We start from the raw sequence: 16,416 nt of genomic DNA, 5'->3' as shown, positions 1-16,416 counted from the left end.
GATCCCGCGGGCGACGTCGACTCGTCTCCCCCGCCGGAGCCGGTGGCCCGTCCGGCGGGACGGGCATGACGGAGCCCTCGCCCGCCTCCCCCGGGCCGCGCTATCTTGCGAGCGTCACACCCATCCGGACCGCTCGAACAGAGGACCCCATGCGCCGCACCCCCGCCCTGCTGGCCGCCGCCGCCCTGGCCGCCACGCTCGCCTCCGCCTCCGCCCCCGTCTCGCTCGCCGCCCCGGCTCACGTGCCTGCCGGCCACCCGGCCGCCGCGGGCCCCGCCGGCCTCGGCCCGGGCCTGAACCGCGCCGGCGGCAGCACGAACTCCCCGGAGAAGCTCGTGCGCGCGATCTCCGAGGAGAACCTGCGCCGCGACGTCGCGGCCTTCGCCGGCGTCGCGCAGGAGCACGGCAACCGCGCGGCCGGCACCCCTGGCTACCGCGCCTCCCTGGACCACGCCGTGGGCGAGCTGGAGAGGGCCGGCTACGACGTCGAGCTGCAGGAGTTCGAGATCACCTACACGGAGACCCTGGAGGACGTGCTGACCCAGTCAGGCCCCGTGGCCCGCGACCTCGAGCACACGGTCTTCACCTCCTCCCCCTCGGCCCACGTGGCCGCGGCCCCGCTGGCGGCCCCCGCGGGCGAGGCCACCGCCTGCACCCCGGCCGACTGGGCCGGGACGGACCTGACCGGGCAGGTCGCGCTCGTCTCGCGCGGCACGTGCTCCTTCGCCCAGAAGTCCCAGGCGGCCGCCGCGGCCGGCGCCGAGGCCGTGATCGTCTACAACAACGCCGACGGCGCGCTCAACGGCACGCTCGGGTCGGACGCGGCCGGCACGGTCGGGACGGTGGGCGTCACCCGCGAGCTCGGCCAGGAGCTGCTGGCCCAGGTCCGGGCCAGCGGCGCGAACGTCACTCTGGACCTCGAGCAGCTCGTGGAGCAGCGCCCCACCTGGAACGTGCTCGCCGAGACGCGCACGGGAAGCGACGACGACGTCGTCCTGGTGGGCGCGCACCTCGACGGCGTGCCGGCCGGCCCGGGCATCCACGACAACGCCTCGGGCGCCGCCACCGTGCTCGAGGTGGCCCGCCAGGCGGCCAAGGCCAACAAGGCCGAGTCGAAGGTGCGCTTCGCCCTGTGGGGCGCCGAGGAGATCGGCCTGCTGGGCTCGACGCACTACGTGGACTCGCTCTCCGCCGCCGAGCGCGAGGCGATCACCGTCTACACGAACCTGGACATGGTGGCCCCGCTGGACCACCAGAACGCCCTCGGGGTGCTGACCGCGGACTGGTCGATCGGCGCGGAGGCGCTGCTCGGCGCGCAGCTGGACCGGGACGGCCATCCGCATCAGGCGGAGGGGAGCAACGGCCGCTCCGACTACGCCCCGTTCGTGGAGGCCGGCATCCCGGCCACGGGCCTGCTGTCCCTCCACGACGACAACTACCACACGCCTCAGGACGACCTCGCCAACGTCTCGTTCACCACGCTGACCCACACGGCCCGCGCGGTGGCGCACCTGGTGGGCACGCTCCAGCAGGACGCCGACGCGCTCGGCGCCCGCTGACGCCGTCCCGGACACGGACACGGACACGGACACGGACACGGACGAGTCGACGCTTTTCGCGACCTCCCGCTCGGGGCAGCCGCAGAAAGCGTCGACTCGTCCGTCGGCGGAGGCGACGATGACGACGCCGGCACCTCAGCCCCGGCGCGCCTCCACGCTCAGCCCGTCGGCGTCCGCGCCCTCGGCACGGTCCACCAGCACCGTGTCGCCGTCGGCGATCGTGCCGCCCAGCAGGCCGCGGGCCAGCCGGTCGCCGATCTCCCGCTGCACGAGACGGCGCAGCGGGCGGGCGCCGTACGCCGGGTCGAACCCGGTCAGGGCAAGCCACTCGCGGGCCGCGTCCGTGACCTCGAGGTTCAGGCGGCGGCCGGTGAGCCGCTCCTGCATCGCGTCCACCTGCAGGTCCACGATCTTCGCGAGCTCGGCCACGCCGAGCGCGTCGAACAGGACGACCTCGTCCAGCCGGTTGAGGAACTCCGGCTTGAACGCCCCGCGGACCACGTTCATCACGGCGTCCTTGCGGGCCTGCTCCTGCATCGACGGGTCCACCAGGAACTGGCTGCCCAGGTTGGACGTGAGGATCAGGATCACATTGCGGAAGTCCACGGTGCGGCCCTGGCCGTCGGTGAGGCGGCCGTCGTCGAGCACCTGGAGCAGGATGTCGAAGACCTCGGGATGGGCCTTCTCCACCTCGTCCAGCAGCACCACGGAGTACGGGCGCCGCCGCACGGCCTCGGTGAGCTGGCCGCCCTCGTCGTAGCCGACGTACCCGGGAGGGGCGCCGACCAGGCGGGACACGGCGTGCTTCTCCGAGTACTCGGACATGTCGATGCGCACCATGGCGCGCTCGTCGTCGAAGAGGAACTCCGCGAGCGCCTTGGCGAGCTCGGTCTTGCCCACGCCCGTGGGGCCCAGGAAGAGGAACGAGCCGGTGGGGCGGTTGGGGTCCGAGATGCCGGCGCGGGCACGGCGCACCGCATCCGAGACGGCGACGACGGCGGCCCTCTGCCCGATCAGCCGCTCCCCGAGGTGCTCCTCCATGGTGAGCAGCTTCTCCGACTCGGAGGCCAGCATGCGCCCGGCGGGGATGCCGGTCCACGCGGAGATGACCTCGGCGATGTCGTCCGCGGTGACCTGCTCGGACACCATCGGCGAGACCTCGTCCTCGGGTGCCTCCTCGGCGCGGCGGTCGGCCTCCTCGAGCTGCTTCTCCAGCGCCGGGATCTCGCCGTACAGCAGGCGCGAGGCCTCGGCGAGGTCGCCGTCGCGCTGGGCCTTCTCGGCGAGCGAGCGCAGCTCGTCCACCTTGGCGCGCAGGTCGCCGGCCTCGTTGAGCGAGGCCTTCTCGGCCTCCCACCGGGCGGTGAGGGCGCGCAGCTCCTCCTCGCGGTCCGCCTTCTCGGCGCGCAGCCCCTCGAGGCGCTCCACCGAGCCCGGATCGGTCTCGCCGTCGAGGGCGAGCTCCTCCATGGTGATGCGGTCCACCTGGCGGCGCAGGACGTCGATCTCCACGGGGGCCGAGTCGATCTCCATGCGCAGGCGCGAGGCGGCCTCGTCCACGAGGTCGATGGCCTTGTCCGGCAGCTGGCGGCCCGTGATGTAGCGGTCCGAGAGGGTCGCGGCGGCCACGAGCGCCGAGTCCGCGATGGCCACCTTGTGGTGCGCCTCGTAGCGCTCCTTCAGGCCGCGCAGGATCGCGATCGAGTCGTCCACGGACGGCTCGCCCACGTACACCTGCTGGAAGCGGCGCTCCAGCGCGGGGTCCTTCTCGATGTTCTCGCGGTACTCGTCCAGCGTGGTGGCGCCGATGAGGCGCAGCTCGCCGCGGGCCAGCATGGGCTTGAGCATGTTGCCCGCGTCCATGGCGCCCTCGGAGGCACCCGCTCCCACCACGGTGTGGATCTCGTCGATGAACGTGACCACCTGGCCGTCCGACGCCTTGATCTCCTCGAGCACCGCCTTGAGCCGCTCCTCGAACTCGCCGCGGTACTTCGCGCCCGCGATCATCGCGCCGAGGTCCAGGCTGATGAGCCGCTTGCCGCGCAGCGACTCGGGCACGTCGCCCGCCACCATGCGCTGGGCCAGGCCCTCGACGACGGCGGTCTTGCCGACGCCCGGCTCGCCGATGAGCACGGGGTTGTTCTTGGTGCGGCGCGAGAGCACCTGCACGAGGCGGCGGATCTCCGAGTCGCGGCCGATCACGGGGTCGAGCTTGCCCGAGCGGGCGACCTCGGTGAGGTCCGTGCCGAACTTCTCCAGCGACTGGAAGGTGTTCTCCGGATCCGGGGAGGTCACACGGGTGTCCCCGCGGACGGCGGTGAGGGCAGCCGCGAGCGCCTCGGCGGTGGCTCCGGCGGAGCGCAGGGCCTCCCCGGCCTCGCCCGCGTCCCCGGCCAGGCCGAGGAGCAGGTGCTCGGTGGAGACGAAGTCGTCCTGACGCTGCTCGGCCTCGGTGCGCGCGTTCTGCACCACCTGCAGGCCGGCGCGGGAGAGCTGTGCCTGCGCCACGGTGGAGCCCTTGGAGGAGGGCAGGCGGCGGATGGCGGAGGACGCGGCCGTGGAGACGACGTCCGGGTCCGCGCCCGCGGCCTTCAGCACCGCGACGGCGACGGACTCCCGCTGGTCCATGAGGGCCTTGAGGAGATGGGCCGGCTCCACCTGCGGATTTCCGGCGGTGGAGGCGTTCATGGCCGCGGCCGAGAGCGCCTCCTGGCTCTTGGTGGTGAACTTGGCATCCATGTGCCTCGCTCCTTTCCTCCCCGACGACGGGGGTGTCTGGGCAACCGCCGCGCGGAGGCCTGATCCACCGCCCCGGCAAAGTTGAGTCTAATCAACTCAACCATGGGCGGCCAGGCTGTATTCCCGCCGGCGCCCACTACCGTTGACCCCATGGCCGGCTCCACCGCAGCGCTCCGCGATCCCCGCACGTACGAGCACCCGCGGCTCTCCCTCCTCTACGTCATCCGCCGCACCTTCCACCGCCTCATGGATCTCCAGGTGTGGGACGTGGCCGCCGCCATGAGCTTCTTCGGCGCGCTGTCCCTGCTCCCCATGGGCGTCGCCCTCCTCGCCCTCGTGTCGGTGCTGGGCGTGGAGGAGGAGACCGTGCGCACCGTCGCGACGCTCGCGGCCGACCTGTGGCCCACCCTCACGCAGGAGGACGTGCAGGCGTGGCTCCTCTCCCTCCACGCCTCGAACACGAGCGTCGTCGCCTTCACGCTGGGCCTGCTCGGCGCGGTCTTCTCCGCGTCCGGCGCCGTGGCCGCCTTCCACCGCGCGATGCACCGCATCCACGACACCCGGGAGGGTCGCCTCCTCCCCCATTTCCGGCTCGTCATCTTCCTCGAGACCCTCGCGGTCCTGGCCGGCACCGTCGTGGTCGTCGGCCTCGTGATCCTGGGCGGAGACCTCGCCGAGCTCCTCGGGGAGCTCATCGGCCTGCCGCGGGTGGCCGTGCAGGTCTGGAACATCGGGAAGTGGCCGGTCATCCTCGCGATCCTGGCCCTGGCCGTCACCCTCGCCTACCGGCTCGGCCCCAACGTCCGCTCCCCGCGCTACCGTCCCTTCTCCTCCGGCGGGGTGATCACGGTCTGCCTGCTCTTCGGCGCCACCCTCGCCCTCGGCTGGATCACGGCCACCTTCGGCCAGTTCGAGCTCGTGGGACGGATCAACTCCGTGATCGGCGTGCTCGGCCTCGCCTGGGCCGCCTGCATGGTCCTCGTGGCGGGGGCCGCGTACGACGCGGAGCGACTGCGCGCCCGCCAGGTCGCCGTCGGGGTGGACGCCTCCGCGGAGATCCAGCTGGCCACCCGCCACACCCGCGTGCTCGAGATGGCGGAGCGTCAGGAGGAGCGGGACCAGCAGCTCGCCGCGCTCGTGTGCGCCGCGGTCCTCTCCGGGGAGCCGCTGACGGCCGAGCGCACGCGGATGCTCACGGAGGCCGGCCACCCGTTCGCGGTGGAGGCACCGGGCCGCCGCCCCGAGGACCTCAGCTCCGGCCGCCCCTTCCACGCCTCGCCGCTCCGGGACGAGGCGCACCTGGGCGAGGACGTCGTCGTCCCTGAACCGCGCGGCCGCGGCTCCGCGTGACACACCGACAGGGAGGCGACCTCGGTCCGCCGGACGCCTAGGATGTGCTCCAGTTCACACGGCCTGCACCCCACGGCCCGCCCCGGAAGGCTCCCCCATGCTCCGCACCCCATCCCGCGCGGTCGGCGCGCTGACGCTCGGCGTCGGCGCCCTGGCCCTCAGCGGCTGCGCCGTGATCGGCGGCGACGCCGGAACGGCCGGCGTCGTCTCCGACGCCGACCTGTCCTCCACGTACGGACTCGTCTCCCCGGGGACGCTCACGGTCTGCTCGGACATCCCCTACCCACCGTTCGAGTTCGAGCAGGACGGCGAGCTCACCGGCTATGACATCGACCTCGTGGAGGCGGTCGCGGAGGAGCTCGGCCTCGGGCTGAACGTGATCGACTCCTCCTTCGAGGCCATCGAGTCCGGCGCCTCGCTCACCGGCTGCGACCTGAACACGTCCTCGATCTCCATCACCGAGCCTCGCCAGCGCGTCATGGCCTTCACCCTCCCCTACCTCGACGACGACCTCGTCCTCATGGCGCGGAAGGGCTCGGGCATCACGTCCGTGGAGTCGGCCCAGGGCAAGCGCGTGGGCGTGCAGGCCGCCACCACCGGCGAGGAGTACGCCCAGGAGAACGGCCTGAGCCCCGTCCAGTTCGAGGACGGCGGCGTGCAGATCCAGGCGCTGCAGGCCGGCACGGTGGACGCCCTGCTGGGCAACCAGTCCGTTCTCCTGTACACGCTCAAGGACGACGACCGCTTCGAGGTGGTCGAGTCCCTGCCCACCGGCGAACAGCTCGGCATGGCCGTCTCCCCGCAGAAGGCGCAGCTCAGCTCCGCCGTGAACCGCGCGCTCCTCACGCTGCGCAACGACGGCACGCTCGCCGAGCTCCAGGAACGCTGGTTCGGCCTCGCCCAGGAGGACTACCGATGAGCACGCAGACCCCCGTCCCGGCCACCGCCGCCCGCGAGGCGTCCCCGACGCCGGGGCGCGCGCGTCGGCGTCGCACCCGCTCCGTGGCGATCCAGGCCTCCGTCTTCGTCCTCGCGCTGGTGGCCCTCGCCCTGGCCATGGACTGGCAGGCGATCGGCGAGAACGTCCTGAACTTCGCCGCCGCGGCCCCCCTGTTCCCCAACGTGATCCTCGTCGGGCTGGGCAACACGCTCTTCTACACGGCGACGGCCTTCGTGGTCGGCCTCCTGGGCGGCATCCTGCTGGCCCTGATGCGGATGAGCTCGTTCGCCCCCTACCGCTGGCTCGCCACCGCGTACATCGAGTTCTTCCGCGGCGTGCCGGCCCTGCTCGTCTTCCTGGCGTTCGGCTACGGCGTCCCCTTCGCGTTCGGGATCACCTGGCCGATCCCCGTCGTCGTCATGCTGGCCCTGGGCATGGTGGCCGCCGCGTACATCGCGGAGACCCTGCGCGCGGGCCTGCAGGCCGTGCCGAAGGGCCAGATGGAGGCCGCCCGCTCGCTCGGCATGCCGCACTGGCGCGCCATGGTGACCATCGTCATCCCCCAGGCGTTCCGGATCGTGCTGCCGCCGCTCACCAACGAGGTCATCCTCCTCACGAAGGACTCCTCCCTCGTGTACGTGCTCGGCCTGGCCGCCCACGAGTACGAGCTCACGAAGTTCGGCCGCGACGGCATCTCGGCCCTCGACGCCGGCATGACCCCGATCCTCGTGGCGGGCCTGTGCTACCTCGTGATCACCGTCCCGCTCTCGATGCTGGCGCGCCGCTTCGAGTCCCGCTCTGCCCGGAAGGGGCGCTGAGATGAGCCACCCGTACCCCCACGACGACGCCCGCACCGCCGCGCCGACCGCCGCCGAGTCCTCTCCCTCGACGCCCGTGACGGCGGCCTCCCCCACCGATGACGGCCCCGCCGTCGACGCCGCGGGCGTGTGGATCGCGGGGCTGAACAAGTCCTACGGGAGCAACCACGTGTTGCGCGGGATCGACCTCGAGGTGGGCCCGGGCGAGGTGGTGTGCCTCATCGGCCCCTCGGGCTCGGGCAAGTCCACCCTGCTGCGCTGCGTCAACCTGCTCGAGACACCGGACTCGGGCACGGTGACGGTCGGCGAGTTCGACGTCACGGACCCGGACGTGGACCTGGACGTCCTGCGCCGCCATGTGGGCATGGTGTTCCAGCAGTTCAACCTCTTCCCCCACCTCTCCGTGCTGGAGAACTGCACCGTGGCCCAGGTCAAGGTCCTCAAGCGGAACAGGGCCGAGGCCGAGGCCGTGGCGCGCCGCCAGCTCGCGCGCGTGGGCCTGGCGGAGCTCGAGGCCCGCTACCCGGACCAGCTCTCCGGCGGCCAGCAGCAGCGCGTGGCGATCGCCCGGGCCCTGGCCATGGACCCGCAGCTCATGCTCTTCGACGAGCCCACCTCCGCGCTGGACCCGGAGACCGTGGGCGAGGTCCTGGCGATCATGCGCCAGCTCGCCCGCGAGGGCATGACCATGCTCGTGGTGACCCATGAGATGGGCTTCGCCCGCGAGGTCGCGGACCGGGTGGTGTTCATGGACGGCGGCGTCGTGGTGGAGTCCGGGCCCGCCTCCGCCGTGATCGCCGACCCGCAGCAGCCGCGCACCCAGGACTTCCTGCGTCGCGTGCTGCACCCCACCGAGATCGACCTCTGACGATGAGGGGCCGCTGAGGCACCGGGCACGGCGACGAGGGCCCCGGGCCCGGACCAGACGGTCCGGGCCCGGGGCCCTCGTTCTCGGCGTGCGGGAAGGATCAGGCCTTCTTGCGCAGCTTCTTCAGCTCCTCGCGGGCGTCGCGCAGCGCGGCGGTCTGCTCGTCGCGCGCGGCGAAGATGGCGGCCACCTTCTCGTCCTTGGCCTCGCGGATGGCCTGGACCTTGGCGTCACGGGCGGACTCGATGCGCGTCGCCCGCTTCTTGGCGGCCTTGCGGCGCTTGCCGGGGCGGTTGGCCACGGAGTCGGACATGATGGCGAGGCCGGAGCCCACCAGGAACACGTCCTTGGCCACGGAGGTGCCCTCCTGCGAGGGGCGGACGCCGTCGTCCTCGGTCATCTCCGGGGTGTTCAGGTACATGGACATCAGGCCGCCGGAGAAGGCGGTCAGCGCGGCGCCGGCGAGCCAGCCCGGGACGAGGGGCAGCAGCAGCGCGCCGCCCACGCCGACCTCGGAGGCCACGATGAAGTTCTTGAACTGGGCCGGGGAGAGCTGGGCCAGCGTGGGCACGCCCTTGGCGCCCATGTCACGGATGTAGGCGGCCTGCTCGTCGGAGAGCTGGCGCTTGCCGAGGCCGGAGTTGAGGATGAACGCGCCGGAGGCCAGGCGCAGCGGAATCTGGACGATGCTCATGGAGTCTTCCTTCCAGTGGGGCCCGCGGCACAGGGATGGGAATGTGGCGCGAACAGTCGAATAGAGCGGTCAGCACGCTCACCCTACCAACCCCTCCCCCCGCCGTCCGGGTCCCCTCTCCCCGCCGATGGGGGAGAATGTCTCCCATGCTCTCCTCCCTCACCCCCGCGCTCCTGGCCGTCGCCCCCGCCGAGGGGGCCGTGGACTACGGATGGCTCGGCAACGTCGTGGTCGGCATCATGGAGGCCATCGGCCCGGTCGGCGTGGGCGTGGCCGTGCTGGCGGAGAACATCTTCCCGCCCATCCCCTCCGAGGTGATCCTGCCCCTGGCCGGCTTCACCGCCGCCGGAGGCGCCTTCAGCCCGCACGCCGCCCTCCTGTGGGCCACCCTCGGCTCCGTCGTCGGCGCGCTCGCCCTCTACGGGATCGGCGCGTGGCTCGGACGACGCCGCCTGTACCGGATCGCGAACTGGATGCCCCTGGTGGACATCGAGGACGTCGAGCGCACCGAGCGCTGGTTCGGCCGGTTCGGGTACTGGTCCGTGTTCCTCGGCCGCATGATCCCCGTGTTCCGCTCGCTCATCTCCATCCCGGCGGGCATCGAGCGCATGCACCTCGGCCTCTTCACCCTCTACACGGCCCTGGGCTCGCTGCTCTGGAACGCCCTGTTCATCTACGGGGGCTACGTCCTGGGCGCCCAGTACCACGTGATCTCCGACTACGCGGACCTGTTCTCCACCGTGGTGATGGCGCTCATCGTCCTCGCCCTGGTGGTCTGGGTCCTGCTGCGCGTGCGGCGCGACCTGCGCCGCCGCCGCGATCCGAACTTCCGGGCCCCGAGCCCGGACGAGGCCGCCGCCCGCATGGACGCCGCCCTCAGCTCCACCGACCACCGGAAGTGATCTGCATGACCCACTCCACTCCCCGCCTCGCCGCCCGACGCCGGGCCGGCCTCGGCCTCGCCGCCGCGGCCCTGCTCGCCCTCACCGCATGCGGCGGGAACGACCCCTACGGGGCTCCCGCCCCCACCGCCGCGAGCGCCTCCGAGCTGCCGCCCATGGACATGGCGCCCTTCACGCTGGACATCCCGGACCTGGACCTCGCGCTCGTGCCCGGCGCCTCCATGTCCGCGATCGAGGGGCAGAGCCCCGAGTTCCACGGCGCCTGGCTCGAGGTGCCCGGCGCCCGTTCCTGGACCGACGCCATGGCCGCAGACGTGCGCGCCCAGGTCGAGGCCTATCAGCGGGACACGGACCTCTCCGCCGACCCCTCCCTCGAGGTGCAGCCGCGCCTCGCGGTGGCGGGGCAGGACATCGCCGCCGTCCGCCTGCTCTCCACCGAGAAGCGCGGGACGGAGTCCGTGTCCTCCTCCCAGGCCAGCTGGTACTCCGCCCGCGAGGACCGCGTGCTGGCCACGTCGGACCTCTTCACGGCCGAGGGCTGGACCGCGTTCCGCGCCGAGGTGCGCGACCGCATGGCGAACGACCCGGACATCGTGCAGGAGCGGCTGACCTCCGCCGTCGAGGCCCCGGACCAGGCCGAGAACCGCCGCATCTGGGACGCGGTGGTGCTCCTGCCGGACGGCAGCGCCCTCCTCGAGGTCGACCAGGCGGCGCTCGCACCCGCCGCGGCAGGCGTGCTCACCGCCCGCATCCCCTCCGAGACGGTGCGGCCCTGGCTCTCCGAGCTGGGCCGCACGGCCCAGGACGCGGCTCGGACGCCCGCCGCCGTCCGCCTCCCGCAGGCCTCGTCCTCCCCGGCGGGCTCCTCGGAGGCGCCCTCCACCACGGCCGTGCCCGTGCCCCCGCCGCTTCCCGCCACGAGCGAGGCCCCCCGGCCGCCGGCGGAGACCTCGAGCGACCCCACGGAGACCGCGCCGACCCGGCCGGACCCCACCCCCGCGGACACCGACGAGCCGACCTCGGCGGCCCCTGCCCCCGACCCGTCGTCCACAGGAACACCCGGCACCGGCGCCACGAGCACCACGCCGAGCGGCTCCTCTGCGCCGACGACGCAGCCGGGCAGCTCCCCCGCGCCGAGCAGCGACGTGCCTTCGTCGCCCTCCGGCCCCACGCGCCCGACGTCGGCGCCCACACCGGGCACCACGAGCGCACCCGGCACCCCCGAGCCCTCGACGTCGAGCTCCCCGACGCCGTCGGACACGCCCACGGACGCGCCGACGTCGGATCCCGGCACCCCCGAGCCGTCCGACTCCACGCTGCCGCCGGAGCCCACCTCCGACGTGACGCCGCTGCCCGAGCCGAGCGCGTCCGACGCGCCCGCGGACTCCGCCGCCCCGGCGACCGCCGAGACGTCGCCCACGATCGTGTCCACATCGTGACGTGAGGGAGGCCGGAGGCATCGCCCCCGGCCTGGCAGGATGGGGAGGTCGGCCGGGAGGCCGACCTCCCCTCGCGCTGAGCCCCGTCCTCGCGCGCTGATCCTCGAAGAGTGTGAGCCCGCCCATGACCTCGACGTCCCGCCCGCGCCTCTGTGCCGCCCTCCTCGCACTGACCCTGGCCCTCGGGGCGTGCGGCGGCCCCGACGGAGGCGACGCACCCGCTCCCCAGGCCGCCGCGGACTCCGCGGCCGCCACGAGCCCTGCGACCGGCACCCCGAGCCCGGAGTCCGCGTCGTCGTCCCCGTCCGCGTCAGGCAGCAGCACGTCCTCCGCGATGACCAGCAGCGCACCGTCCACGTCCGCCGCCGCCCCTCAGTCGGACGACACCGGCGCGGGCCAGGAGTCGACGTCGGCCGCGACGCATGCCGAGGAGGCCGAGGACGCACGCGGTGCCGCCGAGTCCTCCTCCGCCGGGTCGGCCGAGGGCCAGGACGAGCGCGGCTCCTCCGCCGAGGGACGGCAGGACGCCTCCGCACCCGCCTCGTCGGCGTCGCCGACGCGCCCCGGTGCGGACGCCCGCACCCAGGACCGCCCGGCACCCGTCGTCGCGCAGGACCGCGTGGTCCCCGCCGCACAGGACCTCGGCGGTCCGAAGCCCGGCGTCGCTCCCGAGGACACGCCGGTCGCCGTGGCCACCCCGAAGCCCGTGATCCCCGTCGAGCGGATCGCACCGCAGGACGTGCGCCCCGCGCCCGTGCAGCAGCCCGCCTCCCCTCGCCCGGCCGCGCCGAGCGCGTCCGCCGGCACGAGTGCGACCGCCCCCGGCTCCTCGGCGCCGAGCGCCTCGGCCCCTGCGAGCTCCACCTCGGCGGCGCCGCAGCCCTCCACGGCCCCGGCGCCCGCCGGCCCCGTGCGCCAGGCCCCGGTGGACTGCGCCGTCACCCGGTGCATCGCCCTCACCTTCGACGACGGCCCGAGCCGGCACACCGGCCGCCTCCTGGACGTCCTCTCCGCCGAGCAGGTCCCGGCCACCTTCTACGTGGTGGGGCAGAGCGCGAAGCTCAACCCCGCGATGATCGCCCGCATGGCGGCGGAGGGCCACCAGGTGGGCAACCACAGCTACACCCACCCCAACCTCACGACGCTGACGGCCGGGCAGGTGCGCCAGGAGATCGCGGCCACGGACGCCGCCGTCCGCGCGGCCGGCGTCAGCCCGAGCACCGTGCGCGCCCCCTACGGGGCGCTGAACGAGTCGGTGCTGGCCACCCTCGGCGGGCTGCCCCGCGCGGGATCGGTCACCTGGAGCGTGGACACCCGGGACTGGGAGCACCGCAGCCCCGCACAGACCCTCGCCGCCGTGAAGGCGGGGGCCCGCCCGGGCGGGATCGTGCTGATGCATGACATCCACTCCACCACCGTGGACGCCGTCCCCGTCGTCATCGCGCACCTGCGCTCGGAGGGCTACACGTTCGTGACCGTGGACCGCATCACGGGGGGCGTGGCCGCCGGTCACACGACGGGCTCCGGCCTGCACCCCTGAGCGCCGCCGTGGGAGGATCGTGCGGATGACTGAGCACACCGCCCCCGACGCCGCCCCCGCCCCGTCCGCCGACGCGGCCCACCCGCACGACCACAACACCGCGAAGGACCCCGCGCTGCACCGCACGGAGCCGGTCTCCTTCGTCCGCCGCGGCGCCCGCCTCACCTCCGGCAAGCAGGCCGTGTGGGACCGCCTCGCGGACACCGTGCTCGTGGACGTCCCCCGCCACCGGGCGGCCACCTCCGTGTCCCCGGACGCCCACCTGGACTGGGGGGCCGTGTTCGGGCGGGAGGCCCCGCTGCTCGTGGACGTCGGCTCGGGCCTGGGCGAGTCCACCGCCCAGGGCGCGGCGGACCGGCCGGACTGGAACGTGCTCTCGGTGGAGGTGTACGTGCCGGGGCTCGCGGCGCTCATGGCGCAGGTGGAGCACCGCGGGCTCACCAACGTGCGGGCCGTGGAGGCCAACGCCCCCGAGCTGCTGGACCAGCTGCTCGAGCCCGGCTCCGTGGGGGAGGTGTGGGTGTTCTTCCCGGACCCGTGGCACAAGAAGCGCCACCACAAGCGCCGCCTCGTCTCCCCCGCCTTCGCGGACCGCGTGGCCCGCGTGCTCGCCCCCGGCGGCGTGCTGCGCCTGGCCACCGACTGGTCCGGGTACGCCGTGCAGATGCGCGAGGTCCTGGAGGCCCACCCCGAGTTCGAGAACCTCTTCCCGGGCCGCGCGTCCGGGGAGGACTCCCCGCTGACCCGCGTGCGCCGCGAGGGCCTCGAGCTCGAGGTGGGCGCGCAGCCGCTGCCGGCCGGATGGGAGGACGCGGCCGCCGAGGAGCGCCCCCTGCGCGCGGGACTCGGGGAGGCCGTGGCCGCGAGCGAGGCGGAGGACCCGGTGGACCACGAGGGCGGGTGGGCTCCGCGGTTCGAGGGCCGCCCCGTCACGAGCTTCGAGGCCAAGTCCCAGCGCGCCGGCCGGCTCGTCTTCGACCTCGCCTACCGGAGGCGCTGAAGGCCGAGCGGCTGGCCCGCGGTGACGCGGGCGGCGGCCGCGAGCGTCACGGAGCCCGGATCGCGGTAGCCCCGCGGCGCGTCGTCGCCGGCCGCAGGCGTCCAGCGCGAGGTGTCGTGGCCGCGCACGGCGGCCCCGTCCATCCCCGGGACGGGTTCCACGGGCAGGGCGACGGCGCCGGGCCAGGCCTGCCGCAGCCCGCCGAGCCGGCCGAGGAGGGAGAGCACGTCTCCGGGCGCGCGGGCCTCGAACACCCGGCCGGTGGCCGCGCCGAGCGCACGGGCTCCCGAGAGGAGGGCGAGCGGCAGGCCCACCGCCCCGGACACCACGAGGGTCTCGACGGGGCGCTCCGCGCTGTGGGGCGTGGGATCGGTGGCCGCGGAGTCGGCCGGAAGGAGCCCCCGCTCGTCGAGCTCTCGCAGGGCGTGCCCCGCCACGAGGGAGCCGTACGAGTGGGCGTCCACGGCCCCGTGCACCGCGGTGCCCCGGGCGCGCAGCCCCGACGCGTGCAGGTGCGCCCACCACGCGGCGACGTCGTCGGCGAGCTGCCGGCCGGCCTCCCGCGCGGGGCGGTCGAGGACCACGCGCCACGGCGCGGGTGCAGGGTAGCGCAGCCACGCGACGACGACGGGGCGGGGCGCCCCCGCCGCGTGCTGGGCCGCGGCCAGCTGAGCGGCCTCGTGCGCCGCGCCCCACAGGGCGGTGTCCGGGCGGATGCCCATGCCGGAGACCATCCAGGTCAGATGGGTGGCGGTGGCGGGGTCTCCAGCGCACACGGCCGCGGTGGGCCCACCGCGGCCCTCGAGGTCGTGGGCCAGCAGCTCGCGCGCCGGCAGGGCACGGTCCATGGAGTCCGGGGCGAGCGCGTGGGCGAGGCCCTCCAGCGCGGCGCGGCGCCGCGGGTCGAACCGGTCCTTCCGGCCCAGGTCCTCCCGCAGCCGTTCCCGGCGGGCGGCGCGCTGCGGGGCCGTGAACGCCAGCGGCGTCAGGCCTGCGGCGGGTTCCACGCGAGGATCCGGCGGGAACGGGCGGTGCCCGCGGGCAGGGCGCGCACGGCCGCACCGCGCCGCGCGGCGCCGGACGGGGTGCCCGGCTCCGCGGCTCCGGACGCGGGGGCGACGCCGTCCGGGCGACCGGCGCCCGAGCGGCGGTCGGCGTAGCGCGCCGAGACGTCACCGGCGGCACCCACCGTGAACACGCGGGCCAGCCGCGAGACCTGGTGCAGTCGGTCCACCTGGGAGGCGAGCTCCACCACGGTGTCCTGCAGCTGCTCCACCTCGCGCTGCAGGGCGACGATCCGGCGGATCCCCTCGAGGGAGACGCCCTCGCGGCTCAGCGCCTGGATGGTCTGGAGGCGCTCGACGTCGGCGCGGGAGTAGCGGCGCTGCCGCCCGCCCTGGCGCTGGGGCACCACGAGGCCGAGGCGGTCGTACTGGCGCAGGGTCTGCGGGTGCATGTCCGTCATCGCCGCGGCGGTGGAGATGACGAACACGGGCGCGGTCCACTCGCCGCCGCGCTCCCGCGCGTCGCGGGCGGCCCGGTCGGCGGCCTCGGAGCGCCGGGGCCCGGCGCTCACCAGTCGGCCCTCCGGGCCAGCTCCCGCCTCGGATCGTCGCCGGCGGTGGCGGCAGCGAGGGCCTCGACGGCGGCGCGCGCCTCGTCGGTGAGCTCGGTGGGCACGGCCACCTGCAGCTCGACCAGGAGGTCCCCGGCGCCCTTCGAGGTCTCGACGCCGCGGCCCTTGAGGCGCAGGGTCCTGCCCGAGGCGGAGCCCGCCGGGACCTTGACCTTCACGGTCCTCTCGAGGGTGGGCACCTCGATGGTCGCGCCGAGCGCGGCCTCGGGGAAGGTGACGGGCACGGTGATGCGGAGGGTGTCGCCGTCGCGGTGGAAGAACTCGTGCTCGCGCACCTTCACGGTGACGATCAGGTCGCCGCGGCCCGCCGCGCCCGGCGAGCCCTTGCCGCGGGCACGGACCTTCTGGCCGTCCCGGATGCCCTTGGGCACCTTGACGTCCACGACCTCCCCGTCGGCCGCCCGCAGGGAGACCGTCGTGCCCTCGATCGAGCCCCGGAAGGAGATGGTGGTGGTGGCGGTGCGGTCCGCACCCTTGGCGGGTCGCTGCTGGCCGAAGCCGCCGCCGGCCGGCCCGAAGCCCGGCTGGCCGCCGAACCCGCCGAACATGTCTCCGAAGAGGTCGTTCAGGTCCGGGCCCGCCTGAGCGCCGCGGGGTCCGGCGCCGCCGCCGAACATCCCGCCGAAGACGTCCTCGAAGCCCCCGCCGGCCCCGCCGCCGGGGGCGGTGAAGCGGGCGCCGCCGCCCATCGCGCGGACGGCGTCGTACTCCTGGCGCTCCTTGGGGTCGCTGAGCACCGCGTAGGCCTCGGAGATCTCCTTGAACTTCTTCTCCGCGGCCTCATCGCCGGGGTTCTGGTCCGGGTGATGCGTGCGGGCCAGCTTGCGGTAGGCCTTCTTGACGTCGGCCTCGGAGGCGTCCTTGGACACCCCGAGGGACGCGTAGAAGTCCTTGTCCATCCAATCCTGCGAGGCCATGGCGCCTCCCTTCG

General features: G+C 74.4%; 14 protein-coding genes. 9 read left to right on the top strand and 5 right to left on the bottom strand.

All coding sequences use genetic code 11. The annotated features are described in order from the left end of the window. Positions 1-149: 149 nt before the first annotated feature. Positions 150-1,559 (top strand): M20/M25/M40 family metallo-hydrolase, encoded by a 1,410-nt coding sequence (locus NJC10_RS03350; protein WP_298712553.1) that lies wholly within the window; start codon positions 150-152, stop codon positions 1,557-1,559. A gap of 135 nt (positions 1,560-1,694) precedes the next feature. Here the strand turns inward: NJC10_RS03350 and clpB are convergent, their stop codons facing one another. After that, positions 1,695-4,298, bottom strand: a complete 2,604-nt coding sequence (clpB, locus tag NJC10_RS03345; protein WP_319074573.1) for an ATP-dependent chaperone ClpB — start codon at positions 4,296-4,298, stop codon at positions 1,695-1,697. A gap of 150 nt (positions 4,299-4,448) precedes the next feature. Here clpB and NJC10_RS03340 point away from each other — a divergent pair, with 150 nt between their 5' ends. The 4 genes from NJC10_RS03340 (at position 4,449) to NJC10_RS03325 (ending at position 8,274) form a co-directional block, all read left to right on the top strand. After that, a complete protein-coding gene (locus NJC10_RS03340; RefSeq protein WP_319074572.1) occupies positions 4,449-5,648 on the top strand; it encodes a YihY/virulence factor BrkB family protein in 1,200 nt (399 codons plus the stop codon). A 97-nt stretch (positions 5,649-5,745) separates the two neighbouring features. Next, the gene (locus NJC10_RS03335) at positions 5,746-6,567 is read left to right on the top strand and encodes an ABC transporter substrate-binding protein (RefSeq protein WP_319074571.1); all 822 of its coding nucleotides are present in this window, start codon (positions 5,746-5,748) and stop codon (positions 6,565-6,567) included. Next, on the top strand, positions 6,564-7,406 hold the full coding sequence (locus NJC10_RS03330; protein ID WP_319074569.1) for an amino acid ABC transporter permease: 843 nt from the start codon (positions 6,564-6,566) through the stop codon (positions 7,404-7,406). The genes NJC10_RS03335 and NJC10_RS03330 overlap by 4 nt, the downstream gene beginning before the upstream one ends. 1 nt (position 7,407) lies before the next feature. Then, positions 7,408-8,274, top strand: coding sequence for an amino acid ABC transporter ATP-binding protein (locus NJC10_RS03325; RefSeq protein WP_319074568.1), 867 nt, complete (start codon positions 7,408-7,410; stop codon positions 8,272-8,274). A gap of 100 nt (positions 8,275-8,374) precedes the next feature. On the opposite strand, the gene NJC10_RS03320 is transcribed toward NJC10_RS03325, so the two are convergent. After that, entirely contained in the window at positions 8,375-8,968 is a 594-nt protein-coding gene (locus tag NJC10_RS03320; protein WP_319074565.1) for a hypothetical protein, read from the bottom strand. Positions 8,969-9,114: 146 nt separating this feature from the next. On the opposite strand from NJC10_RS03320, the gene NJC10_RS03315 reads away from it, so the two are divergent. The 4 genes from NJC10_RS03315 to trmB all read left to right on the top strand — a co-directional run bounded on the left by NJC10_RS03315 (position 9,115) and on the right by trmB (position 13,849). Further along, a complete protein-coding gene (locus NJC10_RS03315; RefSeq protein WP_413466374.1) occupies positions 9,115-9,870 on the top strand; it encodes a DedA family protein in 756 nt (251 codons plus the stop codon). Between the two features lie 5 nt (positions 9,871-9,875). Further along, complete coding sequence (locus NJC10_RS03310) at positions 9,876-11,309, top strand: hypothetical protein (protein WP_319074563.1); 1,434 nt, start codon at positions 9,876-9,878, stop codon at positions 11,307-11,309. A gap of 124 nt (positions 11,310-11,433) precedes the next feature. Continuing rightward, positions 11,434-12,849, top strand: a complete 1,416-nt coding sequence (locus NJC10_RS03305; protein ID WP_319074561.1) for a polysaccharide deacetylase family protein — start codon at positions 11,434-11,436, stop codon at positions 12,847-12,849. 25 nt (positions 12,850-12,874) lie between these two features. Further along, positions 12,875-13,849 (top strand): tRNA (guanosine(46)-N7)-methyltransferase TrmB, encoded by a 975-nt coding sequence (gene trmB / locus NJC10_RS03300; RefSeq protein ID WP_319074560.1) that lies wholly within the window; start codon positions 12,875-12,877, stop codon positions 13,847-13,849. On the opposite strand, the gene NJC10_RS03295 is transcribed toward trmB, so the two are convergent. Genes NJC10_RS03295 through NJC10_RS03285 form a run of 3 tightly spaced genes read right to left on the bottom strand, consistent with a single transcriptional unit; the run spans position 13,834 to position 16,402 of the window. Then, on the bottom strand, positions 13,834-14,856 hold the full coding sequence (locus tag NJC10_RS03295) for an alpha/beta hydrolase (protein ID WP_319074559.1): 1,023 nt from the start codon (positions 14,854-14,856) through the stop codon (positions 13,834-13,836). The two genes, trmB and NJC10_RS03295, sit on opposite strands and share 16 nt — an antisense overlap. After that, the gene (locus tag NJC10_RS03290; protein WP_319074558.1) at positions 14,835-15,425 is read right to left on the bottom strand and encodes a heat shock protein transcriptional repressor HspR; all 591 of its coding nucleotides are present in this window, start codon (positions 15,423-15,425) and stop codon (positions 14,835-14,837) included. The genes NJC10_RS03295 and NJC10_RS03290 overlap by 22 nt, the downstream gene beginning before the upstream one ends. Further along, positions 15,422-16,402, bottom strand: a complete 981-nt coding sequence (locus NJC10_RS03285; protein WP_248116332.1) for a DnaJ C-terminal domain-containing protein — start codon at positions 16,400-16,402, stop codon at positions 15,422-15,424. The genes NJC10_RS03290 and NJC10_RS03285 overlap by 4 nt, the downstream gene beginning before the upstream one ends. Positions 16,403-16,416 lie beyond the last annotated feature (14 nt).

Source organism: Micrococcus sp. M4NT (assembly GCF_033790745.1).
Lineage (GTDB): Bacteria > Actinomycetota > Actinomycetes > Actinomycetales > Micrococcaceae > Micrococcus.
This window is presented reverse-complemented; position numbering and strand designations above follow the sequence as displayed.

Coding starts and splice junctions, on each gene's coding strand:
- NJC10_RS03350 (WP_298712553.1), top strand. CDS start 150: ATGCGCCGCACCCCCGCCCTGCTGGCCGCCGCCGCCCTGGCCGCCACG.
- clpB (WP_319074573.1), bottom strand. CDS start 4,298: ATGGATGCCAAGTTCACCACCAAGAGCCAGGAGGCGCTCTCGGCCGCG.
- NJC10_RS03340 (WP_319074572.1), top strand. CDS start 4,449: ATGGCCGGCTCCACCGCAGCGCTCCGCGATCCCCGCACGTACGAGCAC.
- NJC10_RS03335 (WP_319074571.1), top strand. CDS start 5,746: ATGCTCCGCACCCCATCCCGCGCGGTCGGCGCGCTGACGCTCGGCGTC.
- NJC10_RS03330 (WP_319074569.1), top strand. CDS start 6,564: ATGAGCACGCAGACCCCCGTCCCGGCCACCGCCGCCCGCGAGGCGTCC.
- NJC10_RS03325 (WP_319074568.1), top strand. CDS start 7,408: ATGAGCCACCCGTACCCCCACGACGACGCCCGCACCGCCGCGCCGACC.
- NJC10_RS03320 (WP_319074565.1), bottom strand. CDS start 8,968: ATGAGCATCGTCCAGATTCCGCTGCGCCTGGCCTCCGGCGCGTTCATC.
- NJC10_RS03315 (WP_413466374.1), top strand. CDS start 9,115: ATGCTCTCCTCCCTCACCCCCGCGCTCCTGGCCGTCGCCCCCGCCGAG.
- NJC10_RS03310 (WP_319074563.1), top strand. CDS start 9,876: ATGACCCACTCCACTCCCCGCCTCGCCGCCCGACGCCGGGCCGGCCTC.
- NJC10_RS03305 (WP_319074561.1), top strand. CDS start 11,434: ATGACCTCGACGTCCCGCCCGCGCCTCTGTGCCGCCCTCCTCGCACTG.
- trmB (WP_319074560.1), top strand. CDS start 12,875: ATGACTGAGCACACCGCCCCCGACGCCGCCCCCGCCCCGTCCGCCGAC.
- NJC10_RS03285 (WP_248116332.1), bottom strand. CDS start 16,402: ATGGCCTCGCAGGATTGGATGGACAAGGACTTCTACGCGTCCCTCGGG.